12 protein-coding genes and 4 pseudogenes are annotated in these 13,375 nt (G+C 70.6%); 8 read left to right on the forward strand and 8 right to left on the reverse strand.

The window, feature by feature from the left end; translation table 11 throughout:
* Nucleotides 1-22 precede the first annotated feature (22 nt).
* From ACIRQY_RS16360 to ACIRQY_RS16370, 3 genes are all read left to right on the forward strand, one after another.
* The gene (locus ACIRQY_RS16360) at nucleotides 23-523 is read left to right on the forward strand and encodes a hypothetical protein (protein WP_403925960.1); all 501 of its coding nucleotides are present in this window, start codon (nucleotides 23-25) and stop codon (nucleotides 521-523) included.
* Between the two features lie 150 nt (nucleotides 524-673).
* Nucleotides 674-1,906, forward strand: coding sequence for a hypothetical protein (locus ACIRQY_RS16365; protein WP_403925963.1), 1,233 nt, complete (start codon nucleotides 674-676; stop codon nucleotides 1,904-1,906).
* Between the two features lie 29 nt (nucleotides 1,907-1,935).
* Nucleotides 1,936-2,433, forward strand: coding sequence for a hypothetical protein (locus ACIRQY_RS16370; RefSeq protein WP_403925965.1), 498 nt, complete (start codon nucleotides 1,936-1,938; stop codon nucleotides 2,431-2,433).
* Between the two features lie 87 nt (nucleotides 2,434-2,520).
* Here the strand turns inward: ACIRQY_RS16370 and ACIRQY_RS16375 are convergent.
* From ACIRQY_RS16375 to ACIRQY_RS16390, 4 genes and pseudogenes are all read right to left on the reverse strand, one after another.
* A pseudogene (locus tag ACIRQY_RS16375) lies at nucleotides 2,521-3,353 on the reverse strand (IS5 family transposase).
* A gap of 82 nt (nucleotides 3,354-3,435) precedes the next feature.
* Nucleotides 3,436-3,693 (reverse strand): hypothetical protein, encoded by a 258-nt coding sequence (locus ACIRQY_RS16380; protein ID WP_403925968.1) that lies wholly within the window; start codon nucleotides 3,691-3,693, stop codon nucleotides 3,436-3,438.
* Nucleotides 3,694-3,798: 105 nt separating this feature from the next.
* A complete protein-coding gene (locus ACIRQY_RS16385; protein ID WP_403925970.1) occupies nucleotides 3,799-3,921 on the reverse strand; it encodes a hypothetical protein in 123 nt (40 codons plus the stop codon).
* A gap of 58 nt (nucleotides 3,922-3,979) precedes the next feature.
* Complete coding sequence (locus ACIRQY_RS16390; RefSeq protein ID WP_403925973.1) at nucleotides 3,980-4,696, reverse strand: rhomboid-like protein; 717 nt, start codon at nucleotides 4,694-4,696, stop codon at nucleotides 3,980-3,982.
* Between the two features lie 273 nt (nucleotides 4,697-4,969).
* On the opposite strand from ACIRQY_RS16390, the pseudogene ACIRQY_RS16395 reads away from it, so the two are divergent.
* Together ACIRQY_RS16395 and ACIRQY_RS16400 are read left to right on the forward strand one after the other, a co-directional pair.
* Nucleotides 4,970-5,146 (forward strand): annotated as a pseudogene (locus tag ACIRQY_RS16395) (transposase); the annotation flags it as partial.
* Nucleotides 5,147-5,148: 2 nt separating this feature from the next.
* Entirely contained in the window at nucleotides 5,149-5,463 is a 315-nt protein-coding gene (locus ACIRQY_RS16400) for a hypothetical protein (protein WP_403925976.1), read from the forward strand.
* A 126-nt stretch (nucleotides 5,464-5,589) separates the two neighbouring features.
* Here the strand turns inward: ACIRQY_RS16400 and ACIRQY_RS16405 are convergent, their stop codons facing one another.
* Nucleotides 5,590-6,450 carry a hypothetical protein gene (locus ACIRQY_RS16405; protein WP_403925979.1) on the reverse strand — a complete coding sequence of 287 codons (861 nt, stop codon included), beginning with the start codon at nucleotides 6,448-6,450 and terminating at the stop codon, nucleotides 5,590-5,592.
* 570 nt (nucleotides 6,451-7,020) lie between these two features.
* Here ACIRQY_RS16405 and ACIRQY_RS16410 point away from each other — a divergent pair.
* Both ACIRQY_RS16410 and ACIRQY_RS16415 read left to right on the forward strand, forming a co-directional pair.
* A pseudogene (locus ACIRQY_RS16410) lies at nucleotides 7,021-7,796 on the forward strand (transposase); the annotation flags it as partial.
* Between the two features lie 7 nt (nucleotides 7,797-7,803).
* A complete protein-coding gene (locus ACIRQY_RS16415; RefSeq protein ID WP_403925982.1) occupies nucleotides 7,804-8,220 on the forward strand; it encodes a hypothetical protein in 417 nt (138 codons plus the stop codon).
* 75 nt (nucleotides 8,221-8,295) lie between these two features.
* On the opposite strand, the pseudogene ACIRQY_RS16420 reads toward ACIRQY_RS16415, so the two are convergent.
* Nucleotides 8,296-8,548, reverse strand: a pseudogene (locus ACIRQY_RS16420) (LLM class flavin-dependent oxidoreductase); the annotation flags it as partial.
* A 427-nt stretch (nucleotides 8,549-8,975) separates the two neighbouring features.
* Here ACIRQY_RS16420 and ACIRQY_RS16425 point away from each other — a divergent pair.
* Entirely contained in the window at nucleotides 8,976-10,346 is a 1,371-nt protein-coding gene (locus ACIRQY_RS16425) for an MFS transporter (RefSeq protein WP_403925985.1), read from the forward strand.
* A 63-nt stretch (nucleotides 10,347-10,409) separates the two neighbouring features.
* On the opposite strand, the gene ACIRQY_RS16430 is transcribed toward ACIRQY_RS16425, so the two are convergent.
* Together ACIRQY_RS16430 and ACIRQY_RS16435 are read right to left on the reverse strand one after the other, a co-directional pair.
* Nucleotides 10,410-12,305 (reverse strand): GAF domain-containing protein, encoded by a 1,896-nt coding sequence (locus ACIRQY_RS16430; protein ID WP_351783990.1) that lies wholly within the window; start codon nucleotides 12,303-12,305, stop codon nucleotides 10,410-10,412.
* Nucleotides 12,306-12,394: 89 nt separating this feature from the next.
* Nucleotides 12,395-13,336 (reverse strand): 3-hydroxybutyrate dehydrogenase, encoded by a 942-nt coding sequence (locus ACIRQY_RS16435; RefSeq protein ID WP_403925989.1) that lies wholly within the window; start codon nucleotides 13,334-13,336, stop codon nucleotides 12,395-12,397.
* Nucleotides 13,337-13,375 lie beyond the last annotated feature (39 nt).

A 13,375-nucleotide genomic window follows, 5' to 3' on the forward strand; every position in this document is an offset into this window, starting at 1 on the left:
TCTCAACAACGGGGGCCGAAACATGTCTGTGAGACGAGCGGTGGCGATGCTCGCCGCCCTCCTGGCCGTGCTGTTCGGCGCCGGCGCCGTTCAGGCGTCGTCGCCGCAGCCCGGCACGACCACCGGCGCGGCAGTGAGCGCGCCGCCCACGACCGAGGCCGCGCCCCTGGCGGCCCAGGCCTCGTGCACCGCGCGCAACGTCAGCCACTACGACGCGTACACGGGGCGCACCTGGACACGTGACTGGGTATGCGGCAATCGTGCCGGCGCCCCGCTGTACGGCTGCGCCAGCTTCATCGCCGCCTGCTCGGCGATCGGCTGGATCGACACGTCGACGAGCTGGTTCGTGTGCTGGGGCAGGGGCGCCGCGCACAGCGGCGGCAACAACATCTGGTACTACACCATGGGTGACCGCATCGCCCCGGGGCGCGAGCGCAATCACGGGTGGGGGTTCATCCCCGCCGTCGACGTGTGGACGTCGACCGATCCCTGGCCCGGCATGACGGAGTGCAACATCCCGTAGAGCCGCCGGGAGCCGTCCGCCCGGCCCGCTCCGACGGAGCCCATCGCGTCCTGCCAGGGGCTCCACGCCGCGGTCCCGCCGCGATGGTCAGCCGCCCCCTTCCGAGACCCGGGCAGCCCGCTCTCACACCAAGCGAGGACCCCTCACGCCATGCTCCGCATCGCCATGCGCTCCCATACCACCGCTCGCCGTACTCCTCGACTCCTGCTCGCCGCGACCGCGGCCTTCCTCTCCCTCTCCATCACCGGCGCGGTGTTCCGGCACTCGGCCGCGTCTGCGGCCGCGACGGAGCCGACGCGTGACTCCGCGTCGGTCATGCCCGCGAGTCCCCAGGTGCCCGCGGGGGTCACGACGGGCGTGGCCGTGTTCGACCGGCAGACCGGGGCGTTCACCGAACAGCTCGCCCCGGCCGCCACGTTCCGGTCCGCGTCGGTCGTCAAGCTCCTGATCACCCTCGACTTCCTGTGGAACCGCAGCCCCGACACCCTCCCGGCCGCCGACCGCACACGGCTGGACGTCATGCTCCGCAGCAGTCAGGACGCCGCCGCCAACCACTACTGGTCGCCCTACGGCGGGCCGACGATCGTCGAGCGCATGGTCACGCGGCTCGGGCTCGCCGACACCGCTCCCCCACCGGCGGGCTACGAGGGGTACTGGGGCTACACGGCCATGTCGGCCCGCGACGTCGTGAAGACCTACCGGCACATCCTGGAGTCCGCTCCCGCGCCGGTTCGCGACTTCGTCATGGAGCGTCTGCGCCAGTCGACCCGTTGCGCGTCGGACTCCTTCGACCAGCATTTCGGCATCGCCGCCGCGTTCGACCGCCCGTGGGCCGTGAAACAGGGCTGGTCAGGGAGGTACGCGAAGGGGAGCTGCGGCTCCGTGGGCACCACTGCGGCTCGTGGCGCCGACGCCCCGGCCCCGGCGTACACCGACGAGGGGGACGCCAGCGTCGACCTGAGCCGACCGGCGCTGCACACGACCGGCACCGTCGGGGCCGGTGACCGTTCGATCGTGGCCGTCCTCACCCTGCACCCGGAGGGCACGTCGTACGGAAAGGCGTACACCGACCTCGGCCGGCTGACCCGTTCCCTGAACGTTCCCGGCGGAACGGCGCCGAAGGGGAAGTGGTACGGGACATGGGGCCAGGACGTCGCCGTCCGGACGGAACCGGCCGTCGGGGACAACCTGCTGACCCGACTCCCGGCCGGCGCGGAGGTGCTGGTGGGCTGCCAGAAGAAGGGGCAGCTCGTCTCCGTCCCGCCGTACACCAACGACTGGTGGGCGTATCTGCCGCAGTACGGGGGCTACGTCACCAACATCTACATCAGCCATCCGGACGACAAGTTGCCGGACGTACCGCTGTGCACGAATCAGAGGTGAACCCGGGGATTCCCGGAGAAGGAGTGACGATGTCGCGTACCTGGCGTTCCACCCTCGGTGTGGTCGGTGCCTTCCTGTGGGTGCTGGTGTCCGCCTTCGCGGCGGGCCCGGCTCAGGCGGCGGGCTCGGACGGGCCTCACGAGGGCGGCGGCCAGACCCTGGCCATGCCACCGGCACCCCGGGGCGAGGGGCCCTCCTCACGAGCCGTGGCGGCCGCGTCGCCGACGGTCTCGCCCTGGGCGGACTACACGCACACGTCGTCGGGCAGCCCCGTCACGTGCGCGTCGGGGAATCTCTGCACCGGGGTCTGGGACCCGGTGGTCGGCAAGTACAAGGTCTTCTTCCTCTATCGGTGCCGGCAGTACTCCCTGTCCCACTGGAACGGCGTGGGCCAGGTGGTGAACAACCAGGTCGGCGCCGCCGCGTTCTTCTACGGCCAGAACGGCCAGGTGCTGGACGTCGTCCTGCCGGAGCCCACGCCCTTCACGTACGACTGGACGCCCGTGTGGTCCATCCGGAACTGCTGAGCGGCACGCCTCGATACTGCCCCTCCTCCGGTCTGCCTCGCCCGACGGACCGCCGCTGACAACGGCCCTGGGTTCTGTCGTCACATGTCACGCCCACATCAGGAGTGATGCGAGGGTGACGGCTGCTTCGTAGGACTGGGCGGTCTTGTCGTAGCGGATGACGATGCCGCGCCCTTGCTTCAAGCGGTTGAAGCACCGTTCCACGACGTTGCGACGCTTGTAGGCCTCGCGGTCGAAGGCCGGCGGGCGGCCTCCGCGGCTGCCGCGCCGGGCCCGGTCGCGGGCCTGGTCGACCCGCTCGGGAATGGTGTGCGGGATGCTCCGGCGGCGGAGCCGGGTGCGGATCGCCTTCGAGCCGTAGCCCTTGTCGCCCAGGACGTGATCGGGCCGGACCCTGGACCGCCCGGGTCCGGTCCGGGGCACCCGGATCGCTTCCATCACGGCGGTGAACTGCGTGCGGTCGTTGGTGTTGCCGCCCGTGACGACGAAGCCGAGCGGGCGGCCCCGCCCGTCGCAGGCCAGGTGGATCTTGCTGGTCAGCCCGCCTCGGGACCGGCCGAGGGCCGGGTCGCTGAGCCCCCTTTTCGAGCCCCGGCCGCGTGCTGGTGAGTCCGGACGGCCGTGGAGTCGACGGACACCAGCCAGTCGATGCCACCGGCGGCGTCCGTTTTCGCCCGGGCGGACCGGAGCATCCGGTCGTACGTTCCGTCCGCCGCCCACCGGCGGAAACGGGTATGGAGCGTGGCCCACGGCCCGTAACGCCCGGGCACGTCCCGCCAGGCCGTCCCGGTCCGGAACTTCCCCACGATCCCGTTCAGGACCCGGCGGTCGTCCAGCCGCTTCCGCCCCTGCGGCGACTCGGGCAACGACGGCCGGACGAACTCCCCCTCGGCATAAGACAGTTCATGGCGACGGATCACACCACCATCATCCACCAGCGGTAATCATGTGAAGACACCGTCCAGCGGGGGGCGGAGCCGCGGTTACCGGCTCCGCCCCGATTCACTCGGCCCAGAACTGGGCCACGTACTGCTCCACACCGAGGTGCGTCGGCGGACCGTCCCAGATCTCCGCGTCCACGGAGACCGTCTGAGTGTGCCCTGCGCTGGTCAGATCGATACACCCTGGCTGCTCCGAGAGGAAGGGACCCTGGGTGAATCCATCGGGGAACATGGAGAGCCATGTGTCGTCGGCGTCTTGCAGGCCAAGACCGCTGAAATCGACGTGTGCATCGACGTGTTGAGTCTCCAGAAGAGTCACGCCATGACCCTAACGCCGTGCGAAATGCATGCAAGTGCACCACGATGGTGGGCATGCCGCAGCTCTGAGGCTGCTCGATCTGATAGGTCGTTGTCGTCTGATGTCTCATCCCGGGATGGGGTGCTTGGCAGGCCTTTTCGGGGCGCGCCAGGAGGTGATGTTGTCGCCGGTGAGGCGGCGTGCCATGAGTTCGGTCATGGTGAGGTTGACCAGTGCTTCGTTCCTCACAGCAGGTGGAGAAGGAGTAGCCCCGGCCACCCGGCCGGGGCACGCCCGCGTCGCGCGGTCAGCGGCGTGCCCGTGCCCGTGCCCGCCTGAGGGCGTCCGCCGGGTTCCACGCCGGGCCCAGGTGGCGGGTGAGCGGGTAGCAGGCCAGACCGATGAGGACGGAGGTGAAGTGCCCGAGGTCGGTGAAGGTGCGGCCGGTGACGAGCGGAGCACCGTAGACGACGAGGACACCCGCGAGATAGACGTACCGCCAGGGTGCGGCAATCCGGTAGGTGAGCACGGCCACGACACCAGCGAGTGCGTAACTGACCCCCACGTCGAGGGTGTTGACGGATGACTGTGGGGCGAGACCGTGTCGGATGCCCCATAGGAGGGCGCCCTCGCTGATGAAGGTGGCGAGGACGTGCGCGGCGGCGGCGACCGCCAGCCAGCGGAGCGTCCCGAGCCAGCGTTCGGCCTGGGCGTGGAAGACGGTGTAGAGAACCGCGTACGGCAGCCAGCTCCCGCCGTCGATCCAGAAGGCGCTGGAGACCAGTACACGGACGGGGTCCGCCGACAGTTCGTGGAGGTTGGTCGAGCGCTGGCGCAGGAACTCCTCCTCGAACTCCGGCGACATACGGTGCATCAGGACCGTGGTGACGAGGAGCAGTCCCAGCCAGACGTAGGTGCCCGGCGCGCTGCGCACATAGGCGAGGACGTGGACCGTGCCTCGGCGGAGAGTTGTGTCCACGGCTCTGGCCAGTCGACTCGCAGTCACACGGGAGAAAGCGCTCATGACCCGAATTCACCCACGCCCGGCCTTCCACGGCCGTGACCGACATCCCGCCCGCTCCCTCACCCGGCCCACCCGCACACAGGACCCACCCCGCACACACCGTGTCCCCGCGGGTACCCACGCGTACGGGATGCCGCGGTCGCCGTCCTTCACAGGGTGTCCTGCGGCCCGAGCCCGACCACACCCCCCGTGATGTTTTTCGCGGTCCTGCAATGGGGCCGCTGGCCTCCGGGCCCGGCATGACTGTGCCCCCTCTGTCGAACGGATGACCTGGTCTTCGACAAGCCGATGCCCAACAGCGAACCGCAGCTGTGGGCCGTCTTCGACAAGCTCAAGGCCAAGCTCGGCACCGTGCTGGTGATCGTGGACCAGCCCGCATCGATCGAGGCCCTGCCGCTGACCGTCGCCCACGACGCGGGCTGCGAGGTCGCCTACCTTGGCGCCTGCGCGTCATGCAGCTCCAGATCACCCAGGTCTGGGCCGACTCCGCCTACGTCGGCCAGCTCACCAACTGGTCCGACGACTTCCTGAGAATGACCCTCAGAACGGTCGCGCGGCCTCGCGGAGCCAAGGGCTTCGTGGTTCTGCCCCGTCGCTGGAAAGTCGAACGCACGCTGGGCTGGATCATGAATTCCCGGCGGAACGTCCGGGATTATGAGCGGCTGCCGCAGCACTCCGAGACACACTTGACCTGGTCACTCATCACTCCGATGACCTGCAGGCTCACCCAGGGGAGAGCCCCGACCACCTGGGCGAAGAAGACCTGACCTAGCCCGGTCCACAGTAATTCTGGCCCTGCCGAGCCCGCCCCCGCTGGCACGGGGGAGCCGCAAGAAGGCGTCTCCCCCGCCCGGATCCGCAGAGGGCCGCCGGGCGGGAGCGGGTGGTTCTGGTCAGCAGCTGGAGTAGGGCCAGGGGCTGTTCAGGTAGTTGAACATGGCGTTCCAGCCGTAGTACCCGTTCGACAGACGGGACGGGCAGCCGAGGTAGCTGAAGCCGAAGCCGCTACCCTCGGCGAAGCTGGAGGAGTGCATGAAGAGCATGGAGTGGAAGACCAGGAACAGCAGAGTGTCGCCGCTCTTGCCGGTGCCCCACCACACGGCTTTCGGCCCCAGGCCGTCCATGATCCCGGCACTGGGCAGGGCCTCGAGCGGGGGCCATACCTCCGTCATCCCCATGGGACGGGGCATGTACCACACGAAGTCCCCGGCCGGGCCTCCGCTGAGCAGGGCGACCCGGGTTCCCGAGATCAGCAGGTAGTCATCGCCGAAGGCCGTGACGCAGGAGATGCCCGAAGCCCACTGCTGCCTCTCGTCCTCGCCGAATTCGCCTCTGGCGATCCGGTCGAGTCCCTTCCAGACATACCTCAGCGGCGACGGCTGCGAGGTGACCTGGTCGCCGTAGGCGTTCGTCCGCGCGCAGTACTCGCCGCTGAACAGCCACCAGCCTTTACCGTCGGGGGACAAGGTGCATGTGTCGATGCCCCTGTCGAACGCTGTGTACCCGTTCAGGGCGGTCCATCCGTAGGTGTCCCGGTAGTCCTGGGGGTTGGTGTGCATGGAGTTCCCGTCGTACCCCGTGGAGAAGTAGACCGACGACACCGAGGGGTTGTCAGGGTTGGTGTTGGTGGCGGTGAAGGCCCAGTTGCCCTTGTAGAGGTTGATGGAGTTCACCGTCCACCACCGCAGGCCGTTCACCGGAGTGGGCGGGTTCCAGCCCCCTGGCGGGACATACCCCTCATCCGGCGTCGGCACCACGACGAAAGTACCGATGACCCCGGTCAGCTTGACCCGGCCGTCCGGCACCGATTCCGACGCCAGCTCCGCATCCCCCTATGAACCGGCACCGACACGCGGCCGGTGCGTGCGTCATGACGACCGATCGCCAGTATCGAAATGCCCGGTCCACCCCACAAGACGGACCCGAAAGAATGTCCGACATTGATGACGGTCAACGAAGACTGGCCAACCACACCCGCGCCGACACCCATGCCTCCCGGCCGACGCGCCCTGCCCGCTTCCCCAGCCCACGCCGGGTCCGCGCCACGGCAAAGCCGACGCCCGGGCCGCCGTACCAACCGGCCCGGGCGCAGGGGCGGGGGCCAGCCGTCAACGACCCGGGAATCCAGACAGGCACTGAGCCTGTTTTCATGGTCCGCCATCGAACGAGTGCCGAACTTGTTCGGTTTTTCCCAGTTCATCAGCGGTGTGAGGCGTCGCGGGTCGGTCCTGTGCTGAGCAACAGCGCAGTACGGAGGCCGGGATCGTGGGACTGGTCGAGCACGAGGTTCAACGCGACGCGTTGACGGTGGTGGTGGAGTTCCGGTGAGTCGTATCGTGGAGGCCGGCCAGTGGCGGGATGGTGACCCAGAGGTCTTGCTTGTGCTGACGCGGGCTACGACGCGCCCCGCATCGCTCACCTCCTGAGCGACCTGCCGGTGGAGGTTCTGGGCAGGCTGCGTGCGGACCGGGTCATGCGCAAGCCCGTTCCGGTGCCGTGGATCTGCCCGCCTCAGGGCGGCCGCCCGCCTAAGCACGGCGGCGAGTTCGTCTGCGGCCGACCCGATGCCTGGGGCGAAGTCGCCGCGTCGACCGTCACCGACACCGGCGGTGCGGGACCGCGAACGCACAGGCATGGGACCGGCCGCACCCCCGGTTGACCCGCCGGGCAGCCTGGCTCGACCACGAGGGACTGTTGCCGATCATCGAGGGCACCATGATCCGTCCGGCAGTCGAAAGGCTGCCCAGTGGCGGAGTGAACAGGCCCGTCCGGTTGTGGTGGTCAGGCACCAGCGCCAGCCCCGCCGACGTGGACCGCTGCTGGCAGGCGTTCCTCCGCCGCTACAATGCGGAGCACACCTTTCGGCTGCTCAAGCAGACTCTCAGCTGGACCAGGCCCAAGCTGCGGGATTCGACGGCGGCAGACCGCTGGACATGGATGGTCCTGGCGGCACATGCTCAGCTCCGCCTCGCGCGCCCACTCGCTCGCGACCTTCGACGTCCCTGGGAACGGCCCGCGGAACCGAACAGGGCTCACCCCCGCCCGAGTCCGCCGAGGGTTGAGGAACCTGCGTACGTGGCCGGGACAAGGCCGCCTACCCTGCCGTTATGCCGAAGATCAGACTCAACAACGACACCAAGAAGGCCCTTGGGATCTGGGTTGAACCATGGGGCGAGGACTACTGGATGAATCCCGGGGAGAAGTTCACGATCGTCACGGACACCCCCAAGGACACCGACCCTGACGAAGAACCGTTCGAAGTGGTCTTCCACGACCAGGGCGCCAGCGTGTGGGTGAACACCGGCTACGAGGCGACCGTCTACGACCACTCGGGCAACGAGGTCGACTGCGGGCATCAACGCCCCATCGAAGTCCTGCGCGCCTGGACCGAAGCCTCCGAGGCTGCCGCAGATCGCTGCGACCCGACGCCGGAGCTTCGGGAGAGGGCCCGTAACGAGGCGAAGACCATGCGATGGCGCCTCTCAAGGGCCGAAGCCGCCGAGCAGGAGGCACAGGATGGCTGACACGAGCTCGGAGGGGCGGAACTCAACGGGGTATCCAGTGCAGTTCAACGGCTGACGCCAGAGGTTGAATGCCAAGCTGAGCGTGGCGAAGGTGGAGGCGGTCACCTCCCATGTACGGGTGCCCGGGTTGGTCACCATCGGGCCCACCCGGAGCTTCGTCGTGTGCTCCAGGATCCGGCTTCCGGCTGTAGATGACGGAGGGCTCCTGCCAGAGCACGGCGGAGTCGAAGGTCCAGCCGTACCGGAAGCCGTTGCGCTCCGCCCGGCGCATCAGCCCCACCACCTGCGAGGCGGGCGGATCGGTCTGCAGGACGAGTCCGAAGTCCATTCGGGACCTCCAAAGGGCATGACCCACAGGGCGAGCAGCACCACGCATGCGGGATCGCAGCCTGCGGCCGACGTTGGCGCATCCAGCGGCACCGGTCTGTCGCAGATGCCGGAGTTCAACTCCGCTTAGTCGGCGCCAAGTCAGCACAGGAGGGGTCAACAGGGGTGCCGGCATGGGACTTCAGTCGGCACCGAACCAGCACGGAAGTCAGCACCGCACCACCGAAAGGTGCCTCATCGGCGCAACCTGGGCAGCCCCTCACCAGGCCACGTGAAGGCCTTCGTCAGGGCCACCGCAGCAGGCCATGGAGGCCGGGCGCACACGGCACGCCCGAACTATGGTGTCCCACCACATACGACCCTGACCTGCGGCTTCCTACGGTGTGGCGACACCGATACGTCCCCGTACCCGCCTGGAAGTGGTGCACATGGCCGCCGCAACTCCCTCCCCGACGCCACCCGGTTCCCTCAAGCGCATCGTCGCCGCGTCCCTCATCGGCACCACGATCGAGTGGTACGACTTCTTCCTCTACGGGTCCGCCGCCGCGCTCGTGTTCAACAGGCTGTTCTTTCCCGAGTCCGATCCGCTGGTCGGGACCCTGCTGTCCTTCCTGACGTACGCGGTCGGGTTCGCCGCGCGGCCGCTCGGCGCGTTGGTGTTCGGGCACTACGGGGACCGGCTCGGGCGGAAGAAGCTGCTGGTGCTCAGCCTGCTGCTGATGGGCGGGGCGACGTTCGCGATCGGGCTGCTGCCGACCCACGCCACCATCGGGTCCGCCGCCCCGGTGCTCCTGACGGTGCTGCGGCTCGTGCAGGGCTTCGCGCTCGGCGGCGAGTGGGGCGGGGCCGTCCTCCTCGTGTCCGAGCACGGGGACGCCAAGCGGCGCGGGTTCTGGGCCTCCTGGCCGCAGACCGGGGCGCCCGCCGGGCAGTTGCTCGCGACGGGTGTGCTGTCGGCGCTGACCGCGCTGCTCTCCGACGCCGCCTTCGCCTCCTGGGGCTGGCGCGTCCCCTTCCTCCTCTCCGGTGTGCTGGTGATCGTCGGGCTCTGGATCCGGCTGTCCGTGGACGAGTCACCCGTCTTCAAGGCGGCCCTCGCCGCCGCCGAGCGGCGCACGTCCGAGCCCGGGGCCGCCACCGAGAAGATGCCGCTGGTGGCCGTGCTCAAGCACCACTGGCGCGATGTGCTGATCGCCATGGGCGCCCGGATGGCCGAGAACATCTCGTACTACGTGATCACCGCGTTCATCCTCGTGTACGCGACCACCCAGGTCGGACTCTCCAAGCAGACCGCGCTGAACACCGTCCTCATCGGCTCCGCCGTGCACTTCGCCGTGATCCCGCTCTGGGGCGCGCTCTCCGACCGGCTGGGCCGCCGCCCGGTGTACCTGATCGGCGCGGTCGGCGTCGGTGCCTGGATGTTCCCCTTCTTCTCGCTGATCGACCGGGGCACCTTCGGCAGCCTGCTGCTCGCGGTGACCGTCGGCCTGGTCCTGCACGGCGCCATGTACGCGCCGCAGGCCGCCTTCTTCTCCGAGATGTTCGCGACCCGGATGCGCTACTCGGGAGCGTCGATCGGTGCCCAGTTCTCCTCGGTGGCCGCCGGGGCGCCCGCCCCGCTCGTCGCGACGGCGCTGCTCGCCGATCACGGCACCTCGACCCCGATCTCCCTGTACGTGATGGCCGCCGCGCTGATCACGGTCGTCGCCGTCGTGTGCGCCCGGGAGACCCGCGACCGCGACCTCGGGGAGATCGAGGAGCGGACCGCGTCCGACGCCCGGGTCCGCGCCGACGCCTGACCCGTACCGTACGGATCGGCCCGTGCCCCGCTCCCTGTCGAGCGGGGCGCGGGCCGTCCCGGGTCAGCGTCCGGTGACCGCGTCGGAGAGCGCGTGCAGGCGCAGTGCCAGCTGGATCTCCAGGGCACGGGCCGGGGACTGCCAGTCGGGGCCGAGGAGCCGGCCCACCCGTTCCAGGCGCTGGGCCACCGTGTTGACGTGGACGTGGAGCGCGTCCTTGGTGCGGGCGGGGCTCATGCCGCTGGCGAAGTACGCGTCGAGGGTACGGACCAGGTCGGTGCCGCGCCGCCGGTCGTAGGCGACGACCTGGCCGACCGTACGGTCCACGAAGCCGTCGATGTCCCGGCCGTCGGCGAGCAGGAGGCCGAGGAAGCCGAGGTCCTCGGCGGCGGCGCCCTGACCCGAGCGGTGCAGGAGGCGGAGCGCGTCGAGGCAGCGGCGGGCCTCCTCGTACGCGAGGCCGACCAGGTCCGGGTGGTCGAGCGGGGCGCGTACGGCGGCGGAGGCGCCGACGGTGACCGGCTCGCGCAGGGTGCCGCCGAGGCCGCGGGCGGTCCCCCGGGCGAGGTCGGCGGCGCTCTCCCCGGGCCCCAGGGGCAGCAGCAGGACGGTGCCGCCGTCGCGTGCCGAGGCCAGTCCGTGGCGGGTGGCGGCCAGATGGGTGGCCGCGGCCCACAGGCGCTGCCGGTCGGCGCTCTCCCGTCCGCCCGCGTCGGGGCCGGCCGGGCCGTCGGGCACCCGGTCGATCCGGGCGGCGAGCACCACGTGCGGGGCCTCGCTGTCGGCGCGGAGCCGGGCGGCGCGCTCGCGGAGCAGGCTGCGGTCGCGGTCGGGCGCGTCGAGGAGGTCGTCGAGGAGTTCGCCGCGGACCCGCTGCTCGGCCTCGCCCGCCGAGCGGCGGGCGAGCAGCAGGAGCGAGGTGACCAGGGCGGCCCGTTCCAGGGTGCGCTGGTCGACGGGGTCGAGGTCGGGCCGTCCGTGCAGGACGAGGGCGCCCAGGGTCTCGCCGCCCGCGGAGACGGCGGCGACCCAGTCGTCGCCGTCGCGGACCGCGTGGCCGCCCGCGCGCCGGGCGGCGCCCGCACCCTCCTCGGTGAACTCGACGGTGCCGCCGAGGACTTCGGATACGGCGTCGGCGACGTCCTGGACGCCGCCGCCGTGCAGGACCAGTTCGGAGAGCCGGTCGTGGACCTCGGAGGCCCGCTCGATGACTCCGCTGTGCTCACGGATGATGTCGTTGGCGCGTTCCAGTTCGGCGAGGGCCGAGCGGGTCTCGGCGAGCAGGTTGGCCGTGTCGATGGCGACGGCGGCGTGCGCGGCGAAGGAGCCGAGCAGGGCGACCTGCTCGCGTCCGAAGACCCTGGCCCTGCGGTCGGCGGCGAACAGGACGCCGATGACCTGGCTGCCAAGGCTGAGGGGCACGCCGAGGATGGCGACGAGGCCCTCGTCCCGTACGGCCGTGTCGATGGTCCGGGTGTGCTGGAAGCGCGCGTCGTCGAAGTAGTCGTCGGTGACGTACGGGCGGGCGGTCTGGGCGACGAGCCCGCCGAGCCCTTCGCCCATGCCCAGTCTGAGCTGCTGGAACCGGGCGGAGACCGAGCCCTCGGTGACCCTCATGTAGGTGTCCCCCGCCGCCGGGTCGTTGAGGCTGAGGTAGGCGACTTCGGTGCCGAGGAGGGCGCGGGCGCGCTGGACGATGGCGCGGAGGACCGCGTCGAGGTCGCGGAGTCCCGCGAGGTCGTGGGCGGTGGCGAAGAGGGCGGAGAGTTCCGCCTCGCGGCGCCGCCGTCCCTCCAGTTCGGCCCGGACGCGCAGGGCGAGCTGTTTGGCCTCTTCGAGTCCGGCCAGCGCCTCGGGGCCCGCGCCGCCCGCGCGGGCGAGCAGCACGGGCCGGTCGTAGGCCTCCGTGGCGGCTCCCCGGGCGAGGAGTTCGAGGTAGGAGACGTGTTCGTGGGACATGGACACAGGGATACCTGCCGTAGGTGTGGTCGCACCACCCCTGTGGACAACCTTCCCGGGGTGGGCCCGCTCGGGGTGCGGGCCGTCGCTCAGTGGGCGGTCCAGCCGCCGTCGAGGGTGAGGGAGGTGCCGGTGATGAACGAGGCCTGGGGGGTGCAGAGGTAGAGCACGGCCTCGGCGACCTCCTCGGGTTCGACGAGCCGCTTGAGCGCGGAGTCCTTCAGGAGGATTTCGGACAGGACCCGCTCCGGGGGGATGCCGTGGGCGGCGGCCTGGTCGGCGATCTGCCGTTCGACGAGCGGGGTGCGGACGTAGCCGGGGCTGACGCAGTTGGACGTGACCCCGTGCGGGGCGCCCTCCAGGGCGGCGGTCTTGGAGAGGCCCTCGAGGCCGTGCTTGGCGGACACGTACGCGGACTTGAAGGCGGAGGCGCGCAGTCCGTGGACGGAGGACAGGTTGACGATGCGGCCCCACCCGCGCGCGTACATGTGGGGCAGGGCGCCCCGGATGAGCCGGAAGGGGGCTTCCAGCATCACGGTGAGGACGGTGTGGAAGACGTCCGGGGGGAACTCCTCGATGGGCCGGACCAGCTGGAGTCCGGCGTTGTTGACGAGGATGTCGGCGCCCGCCGCGGCGGCCTCGGCCGCGTCCAGGTCGGTGAGGTCGAGGAGGCGGGGTTCGAGCCTCCCGGGGAGTCCGGCGGACGCCTCGGCGAGGTCTTCCAGGCCCTCGGCCGCCCGGTCGACGGCTCTGACCCGGGCGCCGCAGGCGGCGAGCCGCAGGGCGCAGGCGCGTCCGATGCCGCTCGCGGCGCCGGTGACGAGCGCGGTGCGGCCGGTGAGGTCGAGGACGACGGCCGGGGGCAGGGGCGCGGCGGCGGGGGTGGCCGCCACGGGGTCCGCGGGGGCCGCGGCGGTCCGGCCGGAGAGGATGCCGGGACCCGGGGTGGTCCGGCCGGAAGGGGTGCCGGGGCCCGGGGCGGCCGGGCCCGGGGTGGTGCCGGAGCCGGTGGCGGTGATGGGGGCGCTCATGTTCCGCACCCTATGAACGGGCCCCTCCCCCACCCATGT

This window comes from Streptomyces sp. NPDC101490, from assembly GCF_044767145.1.
Classification (GTDB): Bacteria; Actinomycetota; Actinomycetes; order Streptomycetales; family Streptomycetaceae; genus Streptomyces.

Coding starts and splice junctions, on each gene's coding strand:
- ACIRQY_RS16365 (WP_403925963.1), top strand. CDS start 674: ATGCTCCGCATCGCCATGCGCTCCCATACCACCGCTCGCCGTACTCCT.
- ACIRQY_RS16390 (WP_403925973.1), bottom strand. CDS start 4,696: ATGAGCGCTTTCTCCCGTGTGACTGCGAGTCGACTGGCCAGAGCCGTG.
- ACIRQY_RS16430 (WP_351783990.1), bottom strand. CDS start 12,305: ATGTCCCACGAACACGTCTCCTACCTCGAACTCCTCGCCCGGGGAGCC.
- ACIRQY_RS16415 (WP_403925982.1), top strand. CDS start 7,804: ATGCCGAAGATCAGACTCAACAACGACACCAAGAAGGCCCTTGGGATC.
- ACIRQY_RS16360 (WP_403925960.1), top strand. CDS start 23: ATGTCTGTGAGACGAGCGGTGGCGATGCTCGCCGCCCTCCTGGCCGTG.
- ACIRQY_RS16400 (WP_403925976.1), top strand. CDS start 5,149: ATGCAGCTCCAGATCACCCAGGTCTGGGCCGACTCCGCCTACGTCGGC.
- ACIRQY_RS16370 (WP_403925965.1), top strand. CDS start 1,936: ATGTCGCGTACCTGGCGTTCCACCCTCGGTGTGGTCGGTGCCTTCCTG.
- ACIRQY_RS16425 (WP_403925985.1), top strand. CDS start 8,976: ATGGCCGCCGCAACTCCCTCCCCGACGCCACCCGGTTCCCTCAAGCGC.
- ACIRQY_RS16435 (WP_403925989.1), bottom strand. CDS start 13,336: ATGAGCGCCCCCATCACCGCCACCGGCTCCGGCACCACCCCGGGCCCG.